The following is an 18,230-nucleotide window of genomic DNA, read 5'->3' as shown; positions in this document are numbered from 1 at the left end:
ACTGGTGGGGCGTTGGGTCAGTTGTACGGGTTGTCGTTGCCGCAGCCGCGCTCGTTCCCCACGGTGAGCGCCTCGACGTTCGTGATGACGATGCCGGCGGGCTCCTGCTTGGGAGGGTTCTTGGCGGCGTTGTGCGTCCTCGGCGGACGGCTGGTGATGTCGACGTGGATGGCGGTCATGTCTCCTCCTTCATGCCGTGCTGGCAGTAGTGACTCAGTGGTGCCTTCGCCTCCTGGTACACACGCGCCATGGGTCGGCATACCCGGCAGGTGGACGAGATCTTGCAGCCGCTGCATCCACCCGTGCGAAGCATCTGGACGTCTGCGATCCCGGGCAGACGCAAGAGCCCTTCAGGGCCTTCGGAGATCAAGTTGATGGGGCTGTCCCGGCCGACTTTGCACATCGTGGCGAAGCCGTGTGGGTCGACGTGGAACGAGGTATGGCCTGCTGGGCAGCCCTGGAATATGTCGCTTTTGCCGACCATGCTCGGAACCTGCGTCGCGAGTGTCGACCCCTTGCCGGTGTAGGTAGGCGAGATAGACCCGTACTCCTTGAACGACAGTCCGAGGTCTCGCACCATCGCGCGCATCTCGCCGAGTTCCTCGACGTTGTGCTTGGTAATGATCAGCGTGACCTCGACAGGCAGGCTCGCTCCGGCTGCTGCCACCATCCCCCGGTAGGCGCTCTTGAACGCTCCCCGGGTCTGCGTCAGGGCGTCCGCTGTCTCCGGGCTCGCCCCGTACATCGAGATCGTGATCTTGTGCGGTCGGTGTACGGCGAAGGTCTCCAGCAGGTCGTCACGGTAGAGCCGTGAGCCGTTCGTGAGGATCTCCACCATCATTCCGGCGGTATGTGCCCGCTTGTACGCCGGCACGAAGTCCTGATCGATGAGAGGTTCGCCGCCGGTAATCTCGAACCAGATCACGCCCATGTCGCGGAGCATGTCGAGTAGACGGAGCTTGTCGGTGAGGGGGAGCCCGGCGAACGGTCGTTGCTCGAGATAGCAGTGTTCGCAGGAGAAATTGCAGCCCTTGTTGATCTCCCATGAGGCGCGGCTGTACGTCACCGACAAGACCGATGGCGCCCTCACCACCAGGACGTCATGGATGGGGCGACCTGCTAGCTCGATACCCCAGGCTTGACGTGCGGCAACCCCGAACCAGTCGGGCACCACCCCGTCCGAGTCCGCGACCTCAGCAAGCTCGCCGTAGTAGGCGGAAGGAAGTTGGATGGCTGCCTGCTGACCAGCACGTACGGCAACGAACTTGCTTTCCTGGGGACTGACAATTGCCTGGTACATCGGCTTCTCCTAGGAACTTGCCGCCGCGTTGGTCGGATCGCTGCTCCGGCCGCTGGTCGGTGGGTGTGGCGATCGGAGGATTCGGCACCTGTGGAATCCATCCCATGAAGCGGGGCCATAAATCGATCCCGACTCCCGTGGGATGCCGGACGGCATCCTCGATCGCGTCATGCATGTTGGAAGCCATGTAGATGCGCAGCACCAGACGTGCGTTCGCGTACGTATTCAGCAAATCTGCGCGCTTCGTCGCGCACGGCCACGGCTCTCCACAGCCGGGCGCTCTGCAACTCCAGTCCGGGCGGGAAGGGGTGTGCATGGTGGTTGACTTCGGCATCTGGTCACCACTAACCGGCGAGCGGCAGCCGTGCGGCCGGTATCCGTCGAGCATTGATTAACTCAGGTTGGCTAACTCCTGGCAGACGCGTGGGAAGCCGCAGGGTCCTGGAGAAGATCACTACTGCGCTCTCGCGCCTCCAACACGGACCCAATGTGCCGCACTCCAGACAACGGCCCGTGGCGCTCGACGTGACGTGCGCGTCGAGTAGTCGCTGTGCCTCGCCCAATTGCTGGTCGGCCGAGGTCGCGTAGTACGTCGTGGATGCCTTGCCATGCTGAGGCTGGCCTCCGTGGCTTGCCATCTTGTCACGCCCTCCCGCGGTCCAGGTCGGGCGTTGGCCGCCCGTGCTCAACGGGATGTGACGCTATGCGCACTCCAAGCAGGAATGATTAGAGGCTGTAATCACGCTGCGCCGAGCCGCGCGGCGAGGGCTTGCAGGTCTCGCCCACCGGCCGAACGGCGCGCTCGTCGCAGCATCGAACCGACGGTTTCGCGTACCAGCGGCGACAAGCGAACTCGCTGAGGGGCGATCGTCTCAGCGCGTAGTAGAGCGGCCACGGCTTCCCCGTCGTGCTTGCGCGTCTGGGCAAGGCATCTGCCGAGATCGGCGTACATGGTTGCCCGGCGGTTCGATGAACCGATGGTCGAAACGTCCAGTCCTGGCAGGTGCACGACGGCGCCACCATCACCAAGCTCGGCCAACACACCAAGCCGCCAGATCTCGACGTTCGTCGGCCCGAACCACAACTGGCCGAAGTTGCCCTCACCGAGTCGCAAAGCAGAGGCACGGGCCTCGTGGAGGTGCGTACGGCTCGCCTGAGCGTCCCCGCCAACTGCAGCCAGCATGGCGGCACTCAGGTGCAGCATGCCGTGTACCTGTCCGGCGTGTGGGTGATCAGCGGCCATCTCCAGCAGATCGATCGCGCGGACGGCACGCTGCAACGGCAGCGCCTTCGACTCGGCGGGCAGCGTATGAACGACGGCGAACTCCGCCAACCCCAACCACTCCGGCTCGTCGGTCAGAAGCGCCGCGACCGCCCGACACTGCTGAGCAGCGAGCATCGCAAGATCGGTGTGCCCGAGATACTTCGCCGCAAATGTGGCGGCATACGTCACCCAGACTAGGCGACGAACCGACGCCGGATCGTCCCGCTCGCCGCTCAGCGCCAGAAGCAAGCTCGGGAGGCCGGCAACAAGGTCATCGTAATGGCAGGCGTTGTGTAACTCGGTGACCTTGCGCACGGCGTCCGCAAGGTCGGACGGGCCGTCCTCTGGAGCGTCGGTTGAACCGAACGCCAGCGCTGCGATCGCCGCCCTCAACGCGGGAAGGTGTCGTGCTGCGGTGGCATGTTCCAACGTCGTCGGGTCGTAGGGCTGCCCGGTCAGGTCGGCCAAGGAGATTTGCAGTGCCTTGGTCAGGGCGAGCTGCGTACTGCGTTTGTCGAGTGGGGCCGTTCCGGCCTCGATCTGCGCGATGTATCCCTGACTCAGACCGGCCAGATCCGCAAGCACGCGCTGGCTGAGATTACGCTTGAGCCGCCAACGGCGGACCCGTACTCCGATGTGGTCCAGCGCGGTGCCGGATTCTCGCCGGTCCGCAACCATGGCATGACGATACGTCAGCGTCTGGGCTTGAACCACCAGGCTCAGGTCATCGGTCGAGTGATGGAGTGGCATGCCAACCGCTGGTCAGCCTGTGCTCTACGTGGTGGCGTGCGGCGGACGGCCCGCCGCCGACCTGCCGCACTTCGTGACTCAGGCGCAAGCTGACGGATGGCATGTATGCGTCGTCGCCACGCCGTCCGCCGTGAAGTTCATGGACCTTGATGTGCTCGCGGACATCACCGGCCACCAGGTGCGCTACGACTACAAGCAGCCAGACGAGCCGGATGTTCTGCCGTTTCCCGATGCGTACGTGATTGCTCCGGCGACGTTCAACACCATCAACAAGCTGGTGTCGGGAGCGAGCGACACGCTTGCGCTCGGCATGCTGAACGAGGCCATCGGCCTACCGCTGCCCATCATCGCGGTTCCCACGCCGAACGTGGCGCTGGCCCGTCATCCGGCATTCCGTGCCAGTGTGCAGGCGCTCCGGTCGTGGGGGATTGATCTGCTCTTCGATCCGGATCGCTATCCCCTGCCCACTCCGAACATGGGGCCGCCGGCTGCCGCGCTCTTCCCGTGGGCTGACCTGGCTTCTGCCGTCAGCAAACTCCGCAGGACGATCGACCTTGGTGGCAGATAGGGGCGGGCAGCCCTGACAACGCAGAGACCCCGGCTCGTCACCGGGGTCTCGCTGCGGTCACGCGGCCGTCGAGGCTTCGTCAGCCAGTCACGCCTGCACCGGCCAACGCGCTCTTGACCTGCGTGATCGACGGGTTCGTCATGACGATCGGCGCCCCGCCACCGGCGGGATCGATACGGATCGTGGGGACGGTCTGGTTGCCGCCGTTGACGCTCATCACGAAGTTGGCGGCTTCCGGATCCTGCTCGATGTCGACCACCTCGTAGGCGATCCCCTCCCGGTCGAGCTGCGACTTCAGCCGGTGGCAGTAGCCGCACCAGGGAGTGGAATACATCGTCAGCATGGTGAGATCCTCCCGCGTCACGCCGGCTGCTTGCCGATCAAGCAGGGGCTATCCGCTGCAACGCTCGCGGAAGCTGCGACAATTCCCCGCTGTGGTGGTTAACTCCGCGTCCGTTGGCGTGCTCGCCGGGCTCGATCCGGAGCAACGCTCGGCGGTGACCGCCCCGGCCGGTCCGGTCTGTGTGCTCGCCGGCGCCGGCACCGGCAAGACCCGGGCCGTGACGTCCCGGATCGCGTACCGGGCGCTGACCGGCGAGATATCCGCCCGGCACGTGCTCGCGGTCACCTTCACCGCCCGGGCCGCCGCCGAGCTGCGCCACCGGCTCGCGCAGCTCGGCGCGGTCGGCGTGCAGGCCCGCACCTTCCACGCGGCGGCGCTGCGCCAGGTGCGCTACTTCGCGCCCCGGTTGCTCGACGGGCGGTCCATGCCCGAGCTGCTGGACAGCAAGGTCCGGCTGGTGACCCTCGCCGCGGCCCGGGTCGGCCTGCGCGCCGACCGGACCGGGGCCCGGGACCTCGCCGGTGAGATCGAGTGGGCCAAGTCCTCGCTGGTCGAGCCGGGGGAGTACGCGGTGGCCGCGGCCAAGGCGCTGCGGGAGACCCCGCACGAGCCGGGGAAGGTCGCCGAGGTCTTCGCCGCGTACGAGAAGCTCAAGCGGACCGGCGGGGTGATCGACTTCGAGGACGTGCTGCGCGCCGCGGTGTGGGGGATCGAGGAGCACCCGGACGTCGCCGAGCAGGTCCGCAGCCAGTACCGGCACTTCGTCGTCGACGAGTACCAGGACGTCAACCCGTTGCAGCAGCGGCTGCTGGACGCCTGGCTCGGCGGCCGGGACGACCTGACCGTGGTCGGCGACGCCAGCCAGACGATCTACTCGTTCACCGGGGCGACGTCGGCGTACCTGGTCGACTTCCCGCGCCGGCACCGGGGCGCCACGGTGGTCCGACTGGTCCGCGACTACCGGTCCACCCCGCAGGTGGTCGGGCTCGCCAACGCGGTCATCTCGCAGGCGCGCGGCACCGAGTCGCGGCTGCGCCTGGAGCTGGTCGGCCAGCGCCCGCCCGGCCCCGAGCCGGACCGGCGGATCTTCACCGACGAGCCGGCCGAGGCCAGCGCGGTCGCCGCCCGCTGCCGGGCGCTGGTCGACGCCGGCACGCCGGCCCGCGAGATCGCCGTGCTGTTCCGCACCAACGCCCAGTCCGAGGCGTACGAGAAGGCGCTCGCCGAGGCCGGCGTGCCGTACGTGGTGCAGGGGGCGGAGCGGTTCTTCGAGCGGGCCGAGGTGCGCCAGGCGATGGTGGCGCTGCGCGCGGCCACCCGGTCGATCCCCGGCGAGACCCCGCTGCGGGCGGCCGTGGTCGAGGCGCTCGCCGGCGTCGGGTGGGCGCCCGACGCGCCCCCGCCCGGCGGCGCCGCCCGGGAACGCTGGGAGGCGCTGGCCGCGCTGGTCCAGCTCGCCGAGGAGTACGCCGCCGCACCGGAAATCCTGCCCCTCGGGGTGGCCGCCACGGTGGAGCGCCCGGTCACCCTGGCCGACTTCACCGAGGAACTGGCCCGGCGGGCGGCCCAGCAGCACGCCCCGACCGTGGACGGGGTGACCCTGGCCTCCCTGCACGCCGCCAAGGGGCTGGAGTGGGACGCGGTCTTCGTGGTCGGCCTCGCCGAGGGCACTCTGCCCACCACGTACGCGCGCACCGCCGAGCAGGTCGAGGAGGAGCGCCGGCTGCTCTACGTCGGCATCACCCGGGCCCGCCAGTGGCTCTGGCTGTCGTACGCCTCCGCGCGCTCGCCGGGCGGGCGGGCCCGCCGCCCGTGCCGGTTCCTGCCCCAGCTGGCCCCCTCCGGCGGGGTGGAGCGGGCGACCGGCGGCCGGTCGGCGCGGGTGCCGCAGCGCCGCGCGGCCACCCGGACCGTCTCCTGCCGGATCTGCGGTACGACCCTGATCGCCGGCCCGGACCGCAAGCTCGGTCGCTGCGCCACCTGCCCCTCCGACATCGACGAGGAGCTGCACGAGCGGCTGCGCGAGTGGCGGTCGCGGGTGGCCGGGGCGCAGAAGGTGCCCGCCTACGTGGTCTTCACGGACGCGACGCTGGTCGCGCTGGCCGAACGGCGGCCGGGCAGGGCCGAGGAACTCGTCGCGATCGCCGGGATCGGCCCGCGCAAGCTGGGCCTGTACGGGGAGGCGGTGCTGGCGCTGGTGGGTGGCGCGGCGGTCGACGAAATCTGCTCGCAGAAAAGTTTCTGAATCCGGCCGTTAATTCGTTTGCCCTCGCCCCACCGGCCGGCATAGCCTCAGGGCACACCTCGCGAGGGGGCCCTGTTCGGGCTGCTCACGGGGTCTGTGTCCGAGTCGACCACGAGTGAACGTCAAGGGAGGTGGCCCCGATGGAGAGCTACATCTACCAGCGTCCGACGGCGCTGCCCGTTGCCGTCGCTCCGCTGTCGGCTGCCCCGATCACCGTCGCTCCGGCGACGCGGGTCCGGGCCACCGCCGTCGCCGTTCGACCGTGGGCTCCGCCGGCGCACCGGGTCGAGGTTCAGGCCGAGCTGATCCTCGCACCGATGCCGAATGGGCAGCAGGGGAGCAGTGTCTTCACGGGCAATGGCGTCGATGGCGTCAAGCGGATGGACGTCCGCGGTGTTCCACCTCGAGGTAGACCGGTCTGATCACCAGACCACCGGCTCACCTCGAGGCCGCGGAACCCGCATACCGGGATCCGCGGCCTCAGTTTTTTGCACCGCCGAAGTACGTCGGAACAGCGATCCACGAGATCGCAGTGAGAGAGAGGTGACCGGGCTATGAGTCTGGCGTTGGCCCCGCTCGACCTGAGCGTCGAGATGGAGGCGAACCTGCCCTGCCGGAAGTTCGACCCCGACCTGTGGTTCTCCGACTCGCCCACCGAGCTGGAACTGGCCAAGTCGCTCTGCGGGGACTGCCCGCTGCGCGTCGAGTGCCTGGCCGGCGCGGCCGAGCGGGCCGAGCCGTGGGGCGTCTGGGGCGGCGAGATCTTCGAGCGTGGCGCGGTCGTTCCGCGTAAGCGGCCCCGTGGCCGGCCGCGCAAGGAGGACCTCGCCCGTGACGCGGAGCTGCGGGTCGAGGCGGAGGCGCGGCTGGCGGCCAATGGTCTTGCCACGTCGCGCGGCGCCGTCCGGCTGGCTGCCTGACATGTTCCCGATTCAGACCACCCCCGCCGGCGTCGCGCCGGCCGAGAGAGAGATGACGACCATGCCGCACCTTCCGAACGGAGCCGAGATGTACCTACTCCACGAAGCGTTGTCGAGGGCTCGAATGCTCCGGCCTCAGGCCGGTCGCACCACGAGCACTGAGGCAACCCGATCCGCCCGTACCGTCGCCATGACCGGCCGCGCCCGGTCAGCCCGCGAACTGGGCGTTCTGTAGGACGACGCACCGCATCGGCGGGCGGGGACCGACCGGTCCCCGCCCGCCGTTTCGCGTGCCGGGGCGGTCAGCTCACCGGGGCGAACCCGGGCAGCCAGCGTTCCAGGATGCCGCGGTACGGCGCCTTGGCCTCCAGTTGGCACAGCACCCCGATCGACCCGAGCGTGACCCGGTGGATGAGCAGGTACGACGGCGGCAGGTTGAGCTGCCGGCTGAACTGGTACGCGGGCGAGCGGGGATTCGCCAGGCGGGTGGCCTCGGCGCGTAGCCAGGCCCGGGTGAACCGGAACTCGTCGGCGGCGATCGGTTCCAGCATCGGACGCAGGAACTCCAGCAGCGCGGGGGCGTCGACCGGCTCCCCGGAACTGACGAAACCCTCGGCCCGCAGGCCGGCCACCACCTCGTCGGCGTCGCCCCGCAGGGCCAGCCCGGCGATGCGTCCGATCGGTTCCGGCGTACCCTCCGGCATCCGGGCCACGGCGCCGAAGTCGATCACCCCGAGGCGACCGTCGGGCAGCAGCCGGAAGTTGCCGGGATGCGGATCGGCGTGCAGCAGCCCGGCCCGGGCCGGCGCGGACAGGTGGAGGGTGGCCATCAGCCGCCCTGCCTCGTCGCGCTGTTCCTCGCTGCCGGACCGGATGATGTCGGCCAGCGGTGTTCCCTCGATCCACTCGGTGACCAGGACCCGGGGGGAGGCGAAGCAGACCGCCGGTACGTAGATCTCCGGGTCGTCGGCGTACGCGGCGGCGAAGGCCCGCTGCGACTCCGCCTCCAGCTCGTAGTCCAGTTCCTCGGTGATCCGTTCCCGCAGCTCGGCCAGGAGTGGCTTGACGTCCAGGCCGGGCTGGATGGCCCGGAACATGCCACCCAGCCGGGAGAGTTGCTTGAGGTCGGCGAGCAGGGCGTCGCCGGCTCCCGGGTACTGGATCTTCACGGCGGTGTCCCGGCCGGTGCCGTCCGGCAGCCGCCACACCGCCCGGTGCACCTGCCCGATGCTGGCCGCGGCGGCCGGCGAGTCGTCGAAGCTCACGAACCGCTCCCGCCAGGCGGGGCCCAACTGCTCGGCCAGCACCTTGTGCACGCTGGCGGCGGGCAGCGGCGGCGCGGCCTCCTGGAGCTTCGTCAGGGCCTGCCGGTAGGGCGCGGCGATCTCCTCCGGGAGGGCGGCCTCGAAGACCGACAACGCCTGGCCGAACTTCATCGCCCCGCCCTTGAGCTGGCCGAGGACGCTGAACAGCTGCTCGGCGGTGCGCTGTTGGATCTCCGCGGAGATCACGTCGGAGGCGAGCCCGGTGACGCGCTTACCCATGCCGAGGACGGTCCGGCCGGCGAAGCCGAGCGGCAGAGCGGCGAGCTTGGCGGTCCGGGACACGGCCCGGCGCGGGATGTCGGTCACTTGGTCATTGTTACCGACTCGGGCGGCCCGCTGCTGCCGTGCGGCCGGCTCCGACCCTCGCCGAACGGCTACCCGCCGCACCGGCACCGGGGGTGCGGCGGCCAGAGCCGGCGACGGAGGCTGCCCGGCGACACCACCTCGATCGCCCCGCCAAGCGTCTCCGGCGTGCCGCCGTCCAGCTGGCTCAGCGCCTCGCCGACGGCGTACGCGGTCGCCGCCAGCAGGAGACCCGCGGCGCAGGCCGGCGTGGGCGGACCGCTGGCGAGCTGGGCGGCGAGCACCGGCCAGTCCGGATCCCGGTCGGCGCGGTGCAGGTCGAGACAGCGCAGGCAGGGGCCGATCGGCGGGCGGACCAGCGGGCCGACCGCCGGCACCCCCTCCCGGATCTCGACCAGCAGGTGTGGCTGTCTCCGTTGCGCATGACCGGTGGCCAGCAGCGCGGCCGGCCGGTCGGAGCCGAGCTGGATGACCAGGTCGGGCCGGGGCCGGCGCAGCGGGCCGGTGCCGGTACCGGGTGCGGCGCGCTGAAGGGCCGCCCGGACCGCGGCGCCGAGCGGACGCCCGATCTCGTCGGCGGCGATGCCGCCGCCGACGAGATCGACCGGGCGGACCGTCCCGGGTAGGTCGGGATGGACGTGCCCGACGCCCGCCTGGGCCAGGGCGACCGCGATGGCGGCGCCGAGCGGGCCGGGACCGGTGACCACCACCCGGGCGGCCAGGCGACGCCGGAGCACCTGGGCCGGGGTGCCCGGCAACCGGTCGGCGGCCAGCGCCAGCGCGCCGGCCTCGGCGGCGAGCCGGGTCCGTCGTGGTTCGGCGAGGTCGCGCGGTACGAGCGTGTGCGCCGGCACCACCAGACCGGCGGCGCGCAGAGCGTCGAGCAGGGCATGGGCGTGCTCCGGTCGGACACCCGTCCGGGTCGTCCCGGTCAGCACCTGCCGTTCGCTACGGGCGCCGTCGAGCAAATCGAGCAGCCGGGCCGCCCGGGGGTCGGCGACCTCGACCAGGACCGCCCGTTCGTGACCGATGCCGAGCTGGAGGGTGTGCCGGTCGCGCCAGAGCCGGCTGAGCCCGGGCAACAGGCGGGGACGGGGGGACGGCGGGTGCTCGGGATACTGCGTCATGGGCACGAATAGTGACCGTTCCCCTGCTGTCCGTCGATCGTTGTCCACAGGTGGCCGGCCCCAGGCGCAGGGCTGTCCACAGGATTCCGCGAGTTATCCACAACCCGCGAGTAACTGAGTCGGCCGTCCGACAGTGACCGGGAGACGCGCGAGGGGGGTGGCCGCCGGCCACCCCCCTCGCGCGGTACGCGTAGGTCAGACCTTCGCCTTGCCCAGGATGCGGTTCACTGTTGTGCCACACACCGGACACTTGCCCTTGGCCATGTTCATGCCGGTCTTCGAGACCTCGACGCGGCCTTCGAAGTCCCGCTTCTCCTTGCACTTGACGCAGTAACCGTTGTAGGTCTGGGCCTGGTCGGCCACGGTGTGCCCTCCTCGTCTCGTCCACCGGCCGAAACGGCCCGGTGGGTCTCCCGGTGGCGGTCGCTCAGGACCCCCGGCGCCGGGTCTTGTCCCGTGGCCACCCACGTGACCACCGGTTGGCGGACCCTACCCAGGTGTGGGCGGTTCCATGTCAGCTGCGCATTGCCACTGTGAGCAAGGCGACGTCGAGAGTGTGCACGCCAAATTGGGTCAGATCAGTCACTTTGGCGGGGACACGCCGACCGGGCACCCGCAAGTGCGCTGGTAGCACCCCCGGATGAGGGGCTGACACCCCCCGATGTGGGGTCCGGCGCGATGATCACTTACCGTGGTGGCCGAGCCTGGTGTGACACCTCACGGGTCACCACGAAGGGTGATCGTGACGGCTGCGGCCGGTCCAGCAAGAAATTTTTCGGGACTCCTGGCGACCAATCCCCATTTTCCGGACGCGTGTCGAGGGGTTGACTCTTGCGGACCCCTGGTCACAACGCATTAGCTTGCCAACGTGACAGCAAACCGAGGCTGCGCGGTCCACTGATGGCTGGGGTGCGGAAGCCGGTTGTCGAAGTACGGCGCAGCCAGCGTCGACGACGCACGGTGTCCGCCTACCGCGACGGTGAGCGGGTCGTCGTCCTCATCCCGGACCAGTTCTCCCGGGCCGAGGAGAGCGAGTGGGTCGACCGGATGCTCGCCCGGCTCGCCGCCCGGGAGGGGCGCCTGGTCCGCTCCGACGCGGAACTGCTGGCCCGGGCCCATCGGCTGATCAAGCTCTACCTGACCGAGTACGGCGACCAGGCCCTGCCGATCAGCGTCCGGTGGGTGAGCAACCAGAACGGCCGGTGGGGCTCCTGCACTCCGGCGGACCGGTCCATCCGGCTGTCGCACCGGATCCAGGAGATGCCGGACTGGGTGATCGACTACGTGCTGCTGCACGAGCTGGCCCACCTCATCGTGCCCAGCCACAACGCCCGGTTCTGGGCACTGGTCGGCCGGTACCCGAGAACCGAACGCGCCCGGGGTTACCTGGAGGGTGTGGCGGCCGTCGCCGGCGCCCCCTGAGCCCGGCACGCCCCGCACGCCCGGCACGCCCCGCACGCTCGGCGCGCTCGGCGGTAGGGTCGGTGGATGGCCCGACGTGTGGTGGTGGCGCTGCTCGCGCCGGTCGCCTGGGCACCGCCCGGTGTCGACCCGGTGGGCTGGCGCACGGCGCTCGCCGAGGACGTGGTGGACCTGCTCGCGATGCTCAACGAGGTGGAGACCGCCGTGGCGGTCACCCGAGCGGACCGCTGGCTGGCCGATGCGGTGATCTGGCCCGGCACGACCGTGTACGAGGTGCCCGAACCGACGCCGAACGCGGTGTTCGCCGCGCTGGGTGCGGCCCCGCACGGGCCGGACGGTGGCTACGAGCAGGCCGCGGTGGTCGTCGGAGACGCCCCTGACCTGCCCGGACTCACCGTCGGCAAGTTGCTGCGCCCACTGACCACCCGACCGGTCGCGGTCGCGCCGGCCGAGGGTGCCCTTCCCGGCCTGCTGGGTGTGGCCGCCCGGCTGCCCGTACCGTCGTGGCTGCCGCCGCTGGACATCGACGCCACGGTGCCCGCGGCCGTACGCGCGGCGGCGCCCCGCCCGGGCGACCTGGCGGTGACGCCCGCCTGGCACCGGCTGCGCGGGCCGGCGGACCTCGCCCGGCTCGACCCGGCACTGGACGGCTGGGAGAACACCCGCGCCCTGCTCTCCGGTGCCGGCCGGCGCGGCTGACGGCCGCCAACGCGCCCGCCCGGCCGCCGGCTGAACCCAGCCGAGCCGACGGCAGCGGGCGCGGGCGGTCAGGGGCGGTTCTCGTCGCCCTCGGTGTCGTCGCGGCGCTCCGTCTCGCCGGGTGCCTTCTCCTCCGGCCCGCCCGGGGCGGTGAAGTCGAAGTTCTCCAACTCGGTCATCAGGTCCACGTCGGCCATGGCGAAGGCCACCGGATCGGCGAAGTCGTCGTCGGAGGGGAGCAGGTCGGGGTGCCCCCACAGCGCGTCCCGGCCGGAGATGCCCCGGTGCTCGGTGAGCGCCGCCCAGAGCGCGGCGGCCTCGCGCAGCCGGCGGGGTCGCAGCTCCAGCCCGACCAGGGCGGCGAAGGTCTGCTCGGCCGGTCCACCGGCCGCCCGGCGCCGGCGGAACGCCTCGCCCAACGCCACCACGTTCGGCAACCGGGCGGCCGCCGCGCCGTCCACCACGTGGCAGACCCAGCCCTCCACCAGGGCGAGGGCGGTCTCCAACCGGGCCAGCGACGCCTTCTGCGCCGGGCTGTCCTCCGGCGTGAAGATCCCCTCCAGGGCGATCGCCTGCATCGACTCCGGGTCGGTCGGATCGACCCGACCCATCGCCTCCTCGATCGCCTCCCGGTTCACCCGGATGCCGGCGGCGTACGTCTCCACGGCGTTGAGCACGTGCCCGCGCAGCCACGGCACGTGTTCGAAGAGCCGCTGGTGCGCCGCCTCGCGCAGGGCCACGTAGAGGCGTACCTCGTCCTCGGGCAGTTCCAGGCCCTCGCCGTACGCCTTGATGTTGGCCGGGATCAACGCGGCCGTGCCGGCCGGTCCGAGCGGCAGGCCGATGTCTCCGGCGGAGAGCACCTCCGCGGCGAGCGACCCGAGTGCCTGGCCGAGCTGACCACCGAAGAGCGCGCCGCCGAGGGTGGCCACCATCGACTGCATCGGGCCGAGCTGTGCCCGGGCCTCCGGCGGCACCAGATCGCCCATCGCGCCGACCATCCGGCTGGCGACCGGGTCGCAGAGTTTCCGCCAGACGTCGAGCGTCTTGAAGATCCACTCGTTGCGGTTCCAGGCCACCGCGCTGCGGATGCCCGAGGGCAGCGCGGAGGCGGGCTCCAGCCAGAGGTCGGCGATGCGCAGCGCCTCCTCCACCGCGTGGCGCTCGTACGGCGAGACCGCCGGGTCGCCCGCCGAGGCGAGCTGGCTGGCGGCCACCTGGCGGGCCAGGTCCCAGTTGACCGGCCCGCTGCCCGGCGCGGAGAGCAGGTGCTGCAACTGCGACATGAACTGCTGCATCTGCGCGGGGTCGTTGGGGTCGGGCGGCTGCCCACCCGGTAGCGCGAAACCGAACGGAATATCAGGCACGACGTCTACGGTACGCCGACGGCCATAACTCGGCCGCTGGTGCGGTTGCGCTGAGGGCGAAGTCATCGTCGCGCCGGACGGGAGCCGTCACCCCGCTCGGTACGCTCTGCCGCATGAGACGTCGCGGCGTGACCGTCCTGCTCGGTGCTCTGCTCACCGCTCTGCTCAGCATCGGCGTGCTCGGCGCGCCGGTCCCGTACGTGGTGCTCGGTCCCGGGCCGACCGTCGACACCGTGGGGCAGGAGGACGGCAAGGAGGTCATCCAGGTCACCGGCCGGGAGACCTCCACCTCGGCGGGCCAGCTGCGGCTGACCACGGTGGGTGTGCACCCCAGCGTCAAGCTGCGTTCGGCCATCCAGGGCTGGCTCTCCGACGAGCAGGCGGTGGTGCCGCGCGAACTGGTCTACCCGCCGGGGGAGAGCCAGGAGGAGGTCGAACAGCGCAACGCCGAGGACTTCCAGGTCTCGCAGACCAGCGCCGAGACCGTCGCACTGCGGGAACTCGGGTACGAGGTGCAGGTGGTGGTCAAGACCGTCGCGGCCGACGGGCCGGCGGCCGGGGTGCTCCGCCCGGGCGACGTGGTGACCTCGGTCGACGGGGAGCCGGTGCCGCTGGCCTCCCGGCTGACCGAACTGATCAGGGCGAAGCCAGCGGGTACGGCGCTGCGCATCGGATACACCCGCGACGGCGCCGCCCGCACCGACACGATCACCAGCCGCGAGCAGGACGGCCGGCCCCGGATCGGAATCGAGATCGAGCAGCAGCAGCCGCACCCGTTCACCCTCTCCTTCGACCTGAAGGACATCGGTGGCCCCAGCGCGGGCCTGATGTTCGCCCTGGGCATCATCGACAAGCTGACCCCGGAGGACCTGACCGGCGGTCGGATCATCGCGGGCACCGGCACCATCGACGACTCCGGGCAGGTCGGCCCGATCGGCGGCATCCCGCAGAAACTGGTCGGCGCGAAGCGGGCCGGCGCGACCGCGTTTCTGGTGCCGGCGGCCAACTGCGCCGAGGCGGTGCGTAACCGGCAGCCGGACCTGCCGTTGGTCAGGGTGGGCTCGCTCGACGAGGCGCTCGACGCGCTGGAGACGCTGCGTTCCGGGGGCGAGCCGACGCACTGCTGACCCTCGCCTCGACCGTGCGCCGCCAGCACGGCGCGACCTTGTGCCCACGCTTTCAGGAACACCCCGTACTCTGGGTGCCTGGTCGGAGCCGATCATAACGAGCGTGCGGAGCCAACAGTGGTCATGCGTAGCAGCAGCCCCCTGCCGAGGATGAGCCGACGCGGACGCGTCACGATCGGGGTCCTGGTCGGGGTGTTCGTTCTGTTCACCCTGCTCGGCTGGGGGGTGCAAGCCTGGACCGACTGGCTCTGGTTCTCCGAGGTCGACTACACCGCGGTCTTCCGGGGGGTGCTGGTCACCCGGCTGCTGCTCTTCCTGGCCGCCGCCCTGGCGATGGCGGCGATCGTCGGCGGCAACCTCTGGCTCGCGCAACGGCTGCGGCCCCGGATCCGGCCGCACTCGCCGGAGCAGGCCACTCTGGAGCGCTACCGGATGCTGCTCGGCCCCCGGCTCGGGCTGTGGATCGCGGCGGCCGCCGCGATCGTCGGCCTCTTCGCCGGGTTGTCGGCACAGAGCCGCTGGAACCAGTGGCTGCTCTTCCTGCACGGCGGCAACTTCGGCGTCCAGGATCCGGAGTTCGGCGTCGACGTCGGCTTCTACGTCTTCCAGTTGCCCTTCTGGCGCTTCCTGCTGGGGCTCGGCTTCACCGCGGTGGTGCTGGCGCTGATCGGTGCGCTGGCCGTGCACTACCTCTTCGGCGGCGTGCGCCTACAGGGCGTCGGCGACCGGATGAGCAACGCCGCGCGCGCCCACCTGAGCACGCTGGTGGCGGTCTTCGTCCTGCTCAAGGCCGTCGCGTACGTGCTGGACCGGCGGGCAATGCTGCTGGAGTACAACGACGGCGTGGGCGTCTACGGCGCCGGTTACGCCGACATCAACGCGCTGCTGCCGGCCAAGGAGATCCTCGCCTACATCTCCGTGGTGGTGGCGATCGCGATCATCATCTTCTCCAACGCCTGGATGCGGAACCTGGTCTGGCCGGGCATCTCGCTGGCGCTGCTCGGTGTCTCCGCGGTGGCGATCGGCGGCATCTACCCCTGGGCGGTGCAGACCTTCGAGGTCAAGCCCAGCGCCCGGGACAAGGAGGCGCCGTACATCGAGCGCAGCATCCAGGCCACCCGCGCGTCGTTCGGCCTGGAGAACGCCGAGACCTCGGCGTACGCGGCCAGCAACCTGAACCCACCGGAGAGCCTGGCCACCGACACCTCGGTGATCTCGAACGTCCGGCTGCTCGACCCGCAGCTGGTCAGCGAGACGTACACCCAGCTCCAGCAGGTGCGTGGCTTCTACGACTTCGGTCCGAAGCTCGACATCGACCGGTACACGGTCGACGGCGAGACCCAGGACTACGTGGTCGGCGTACGTGAGATCAACTATGGCGAGCTGACCGCCCAACAGAGCAACTGGATCAACCGGCACACCGTCTACACCCACGGGTACGGGTTGGTGGCCGCCCCCGCGAACCGGGTGGTCTGCGGTGGTCAGCCGTTCTTCATCTCCGGCTTCCTCGGCGAGCGGTCGCAGTCCTGCGCCTCGCCCGCCGACCAGATCCCGGCGAGCCAGCCCCGGATCTACTACGGCGAGCGGATGGACGATGGCGACTACGCCATCGTCGGCAAGCCCAACCCGGACGCCAACCCCGCGGAGTTCGACCGGCCGGCCGGTGAGAGCGGCGAGGGGCGCGAGTCGTACTACACCTACACCGGCTCCGGTGGCGTGGACGTCGGGTCGTTCTCCCGGCGGCTGCTCTACGCGATCAAGGAGCAGGAGGCGAACTTCCTGCTCTCCGAGGCGGTCAACGAGAACTCCAAGCTGCTCTACGTGCGTAACCCCCGGGACCGGGTGGAGAAGGTCGCGCCGTTCCTCACGCTCGACGGCGACCCGTACCCGGCGGTGGTGGACGGCCGGGTGCAGTGGATCGTCGACGGCTACACCACCTCGGCCACCTACCCCTACGCCGAGCGGGTCAACCTCCAGCAGGAGACCACCGACGAGCTGACCGGCCGGGGCACCATCCAGCTGGCCCGGGAGAACGTCAACTACATCCGCAACTCGGTCAAGGCGACCGTCGACGCGTACGACGGCACGGTCACCCTCTACGAGTTCGACGAGAACGACCCGGTGCTCAAGGCGTGGAACAAGGCGTTCGGCGGTGACCTGATCAAGCCGCGCGCGGAGATCCCGCCGGCGCTGGTCGAGCACTTCCGCTACCCGGCCGACCTGTTCAAGGTGCAGCGCAACCTGCTGACCAGGTTCCACGTCACCGCACCCGGCGACTTCTACTCCGGCCAGGACTTCTGGCAGGTGCCGAACGTGCCGGACGCGCCGGACAGCGGGGTGAAGCAGCCGCCGTACTACCTCTACACGCAGTTCCCCGGTCAGGAGGGGCCGCGCTTCCAGTTGACCAGTGCGGTCACCCCGAACGGCCGGCAGAACCTGGCCGCGCTGATCTCCGGGTCGTACGAGGATGGCAAGCCGACGTTGCAGGTGCTGGAGCTGCCGGACCAGACCGCGATCTCCGGGCCGGTGCAGGTGCACCAGCGGATGACCAACACCAACGCGACCATCCGACAGCAGCTGAACCTGCTCTCCTCGAACCAGGCGCAGGTGCAGTACGGCAACCTGCTCTCGCTGCCCGTCGGCGACGGGATGCTCTACGTCGAGCCGGTCTACGTGAAGAGCAACCAGCAGGACGCGTTCCCGCTGCTGCAGAAGGTGCTGATGTCGTACGGCGACGGGGGTTCCTACGTCGTACTCGCCGACAACGTGGCCGACGGCATCAAGCAACTCGTCGAGCAGGGTAAGCAGGCCGCCGCCGGCAACCCGCCCCCGCCGCCACCGGTCGAGGGCGAGGAACCCCCGGTCGAGGGCGAGGAGCCGCCGACCACGCCGTCGCCGACCCCACCGGCGCCGCTGGCTCCCGTCGAGCTGTCGGCCGCCGCCGACCAGGTGCGGGCCGCGATCACGGAGGTACGGGCCGCGCAGGCGTCCGGCGACTTCGAGCGGTACGGCCGTGCGCTGAAGGCGTTGGACGACGCGCTGACCGCCTTCCAGCAGGCGCAGGGAGCTGACGCCGGCGGCGGAAACGGCGCGCCGGCCAGCCCGTCACCCACCGGCTGACGGCGACCGACCAGGGTCCGCGACGGCGATCGGTCGGAGGATCGCCTGGCCGCGGACCCTGGTCGGTCGCGCGGACCCGCCGTGGTCCGCGCGGGCTTGGCACGGGCTGCGCGGCGTTGGCGCGGGTGGTTCCGTGGGTCGTTTTGCGGCGGCCCGGGGTGGTGCGCTACGGTGGATCTACCGACGCGGGGTGGAGCAGCTCGGTAGCTCGCTGGGCTCATAACCCAGAGGTCGCAGGTTCAAATCCTGTCCCCGCTACTGCACGACAAAGGCCCCGGATCGATCCGGGGCCTTTGTCGTTCCGCGGCCCCGATCGTCGTGCCACGCTCCGGCGGATCGGGGGTCGGGGG

The 18,230-nt window shown here is 70.6% G+C and carries 16 protein-coding genes and 1 tRNA gene; 9 read left to right on the top strand and 8 right to left on the bottom strand.

Features of this window, described 5'->3' with window-relative positions; translation table 11 throughout:
- Positions 1 to 17: 17 nt before the first annotated feature.
- The 3 genes from O7615_RS08050 to O7615_RS08040 form a co-directional block, all read right to left on the bottom strand.
- The gene (locus tag O7615_RS08050; protein WP_278176731.1) at positions 18 to 179 is read right to left on the bottom strand and encodes a hypothetical protein; all 162 of its coding nucleotides are present in this window, start codon (positions 177 to 179) and stop codon (positions 18 to 20) included.
- Positions 176 to 1,300 (bottom strand): radical SAM protein, encoded by a 1,125-nt coding sequence (locus O7615_RS08045; RefSeq protein ID WP_278176729.1) that lies wholly within the window; start codon positions 1,298 to 1,300, stop codon positions 176 to 178. Before O7615_RS08045 ends, O7615_RS08050 begins: the two co-directional genes overlap by 4 nt.
- Before the next feature lie 739 nt (positions 1,301 to 2,039).
- On the bottom strand, positions 2,040 to 3,242 hold the full coding sequence (locus O7615_RS08040; RefSeq protein WP_278176727.1) for a helix-turn-helix transcriptional regulator: 1,203 nt from the start codon (positions 3,240 to 3,242) through the stop codon (positions 2,040 to 2,042).
- 70 nt (positions 3,243 to 3,312) lie between these two features.
- On the opposite strand from O7615_RS08040, the gene O7615_RS08035 reads away from it, so the two are divergent.
- Positions 3,313 to 3,882, top strand: a complete 570-nt coding sequence (locus O7615_RS08035) for a flavoprotein (RefSeq protein WP_278176726.1) — start codon at positions 3,313 to 3,315, stop codon at positions 3,880 to 3,882.
- A 79-nt stretch (positions 3,883 to 3,961) separates the two neighbouring features.
- On the opposite strand, the gene O7615_RS08030 is transcribed toward O7615_RS08035, so the two are convergent.
- Complete coding sequence (locus O7615_RS08030) at positions 3,962 to 4,225, bottom strand: mycoredoxin (RefSeq protein WP_278182016.1); 264 nt, start codon at positions 4,223 to 4,225, stop codon at positions 3,962 to 3,964.
- A gap of 91 nt (positions 4,226 to 4,316) precedes the next feature.
- On the opposite strand from O7615_RS08030, the gene O7615_RS08025 reads away from it, so the two are divergent.
- The 3 genes from O7615_RS08025 (at position 4,317) to O7615_RS08015 (ending at position 7,390) form a co-directional block, all read left to right on the top strand.
- Positions 4,317 to 6,470: an ATP-dependent DNA helicase UvrD2 gene (locus O7615_RS08025; protein ID WP_278176725.1), complete on the top strand. Its 2,154-nt coding sequence runs from the start codon at positions 4,317 to 4,319 to the stop codon at positions 6,468 to 6,470.
- 140 nt (positions 6,471 to 6,610) lie between these two features.
- Complete coding sequence (locus O7615_RS08020; RefSeq protein ID WP_278176724.1) at positions 6,611 to 6,892, top strand: hypothetical protein; 282 nt, start codon at positions 6,611 to 6,613, stop codon at positions 6,890 to 6,892.
- Between the two features lie 132 nt (positions 6,893 to 7,024).
- Positions 7,025 to 7,390: a WhiB family transcriptional regulator gene (locus O7615_RS08015; RefSeq protein WP_278176723.1), complete on the top strand. Its 366-nt coding sequence runs from the start codon at positions 7,025 to 7,027 to the stop codon at positions 7,388 to 7,390.
- A 302-nt stretch (positions 7,391 to 7,692) separates the two neighbouring features.
- Here the strand turns inward: O7615_RS08015 and O7615_RS08010 are convergent, their stop codons facing one another.
- From O7615_RS08010 to O7615_RS08000, 3 genes are all read right to left on the bottom strand, one after another.
- Positions 7,693 to 9,021, bottom strand: coding sequence for an AarF/ABC1/UbiB kinase family protein (locus O7615_RS08010; RefSeq protein ID WP_278176722.1), 1,329 nt, complete (start codon positions 9,019 to 9,021; stop codon positions 7,693 to 7,695).
- Positions 9,022 to 9,089: 68 nt separating this feature from the next.
- Complete coding sequence (locus O7615_RS08005; protein WP_278176721.1) at positions 9,090 to 10,145, bottom strand: hypothetical protein; 1,056 nt, start codon at positions 10,143 to 10,145, stop codon at positions 9,090 to 9,092.
- 195 nt (positions 10,146 to 10,340) lie between these two features.
- Positions 10,341 to 10,508, bottom strand: a complete 168-nt coding sequence (locus tag O7615_RS08000) for a DUF5679 domain-containing protein (RefSeq protein ID WP_012014940.1) — start codon at positions 10,506 to 10,508, stop codon at positions 10,341 to 10,343.
- Positions 10,509 to 11,045: 537 nt separating this feature from the next.
- Here O7615_RS08000 and O7615_RS07995 point away from each other — a divergent pair.
- Together O7615_RS07995 and O7615_RS07990 are read left to right on the top strand one after the other, a co-directional pair.
- Positions 11,046 to 11,567: a M48 family metallopeptidase gene (locus tag O7615_RS07995; protein WP_278176720.1), complete on the top strand. Its 522-nt coding sequence runs from the start codon at positions 11,046 to 11,048 to the stop codon at positions 11,565 to 11,567.
- Between the two features lie 66 nt (positions 11,568 to 11,633).
- A complete protein-coding gene (locus O7615_RS07990) occupies positions 11,634 to 12,266 on the top strand; it encodes a hypothetical protein (protein WP_278176719.1) in 633 nt (210 codons plus the stop codon).
- Positions 12,267 to 12,334: 68 nt separating this feature from the next.
- Here O7615_RS07990 and O7615_RS07985 read toward each other — a convergent pair whose 3' ends face one another.
- Positions 12,335 to 13,633, bottom strand: coding sequence for a zinc-dependent metalloprotease (locus O7615_RS07985; RefSeq protein WP_278176718.1), 1,299 nt, complete (start codon positions 13,631 to 13,633; stop codon positions 12,335 to 12,337).
- A 113-nt stretch (positions 13,634 to 13,746) separates the two neighbouring features.
- Here O7615_RS07985 and O7615_RS07980 point away from each other — a divergent pair, with 113 nt between their 5' ends.
- The 3 genes from O7615_RS07980 to O7615_RS07970 all read left to right on the top strand — a co-directional run bounded on the left by O7615_RS07980 (position 13,747) and on the right by O7615_RS07970 (position 18,138).
- Positions 13,747 to 14,760 (top strand): PDZ domain-containing protein, encoded by a 1,014-nt coding sequence (locus tag O7615_RS07980; RefSeq protein ID WP_278176716.1) that lies wholly within the window; start codon positions 13,747 to 13,749, stop codon positions 14,758 to 14,760.
- A gap of 123 nt (positions 14,761 to 14,883) precedes the next feature.
- Positions 14,884 to 17,880 carry a UPF0182 family protein gene (locus O7615_RS07975; RefSeq protein WP_278176715.1) on the top strand — a complete coding sequence of 999 codons (2,997 nt, stop codon included), beginning with the start codon at positions 14,884 to 14,886 and terminating at the stop codon, positions 17,878 to 17,880.
- A gap of 184 nt (positions 17,881 to 18,064) precedes the next feature.
- Positions 18,065 to 18,138, top strand: a tRNA-Met gene (locus tag O7615_RS07970).
- Positions 18,139 to 18,230: the final 92 nt, after the last annotated feature.

It is taken from the genome of Micromonospora sp. WMMD1082 (genome assembly GCF_029626175.1).
In the GTDB taxonomy this organism is placed as follows: domain Bacteria; phylum Actinomycetota; class Actinomycetes; order Mycobacteriales; family Micromonosporaceae; genus Micromonospora.
This window is presented reverse-complemented; position numbering and strand designations above follow the sequence as displayed.

Excerpts from the sequence above, each read along its gene's own strand:
- O7615_RS08015 (WP_278176723.1), top strand. The coding sequence starts at position 7,025 with ATGAGTCTGGCGTTGGCCCCGCTCGACCTGAGCGTCGAGATGGAGGCG.
- O7615_RS08040 (WP_278176727.1), bottom strand. The coding sequence starts at position 3,242 with ATGGTTGCGGACCGGCGAGAATCCGGCACCGCGCTGGACCACATCGGA.
- O7615_RS08045 (WP_278176729.1), bottom strand. The coding sequence starts at position 1,300 with ATGTACCAGGCAATTGTCAGTCCCCAGGAAAGCAAGTTCGTTGCCGTA.
- O7615_RS08030 (WP_278182016.1), bottom strand. The coding sequence starts at position 4,225 with ATGCTGACGATGTATTCCACTCCCTGGTGCGGCTACTGCCACCGGCTG.
- O7615_RS07980 (WP_278176716.1), top strand. The coding sequence starts at position 13,747 with ATGAGACGTCGCGGCGTGACCGTCCTGCTCGGTGCTCTGCTCACCGCT.
- O7615_RS07995 (WP_278176720.1), top strand. The coding sequence starts at position 11,046 with ATGGCTGGGGTGCGGAAGCCGGTTGTCGAAGTACGGCGCAGCCAGCGT.
- O7615_RS08035 (WP_278176726.1), top strand. The coding sequence starts at position 3,313 with ATGCCAACCGCTGGTCAGCCTGTGCTCTACGTGGTGGCGTGCGGCGGA.
- O7615_RS07990 (WP_278176719.1), top strand. The coding sequence starts at position 11,634 with ATGGCCCGACGTGTGGTGGTGGCGCTGCTCGCGCCGGTCGCCTGGGCA.
- O7615_RS08005 (WP_278176721.1), bottom strand. The coding sequence starts at position 10,145 with ATGACGCAGTATCCCGAGCACCCGCCGTCCCCCCGTCCCCGCCTGTTG.
- O7615_RS08020 (WP_278176724.1), top strand. The coding sequence starts at position 6,611 with ATGGAGAGCTACATCTACCAGCGTCCGACGGCGCTGCCCGTTGCCGTC.
- O7615_RS08050 (WP_278176731.1), bottom strand. The coding sequence starts at position 179 with ATGACCGCCATCCACGTCGACATCACCAGCCGTCCGCCGAGGACGCAC.
- O7615_RS07975 (WP_278176715.1), top strand. The coding sequence starts at position 14,884 with ATGCGTAGCAGCAGCCCCCTGCCGAGGATGAGCCGACGCGGACGCGTC.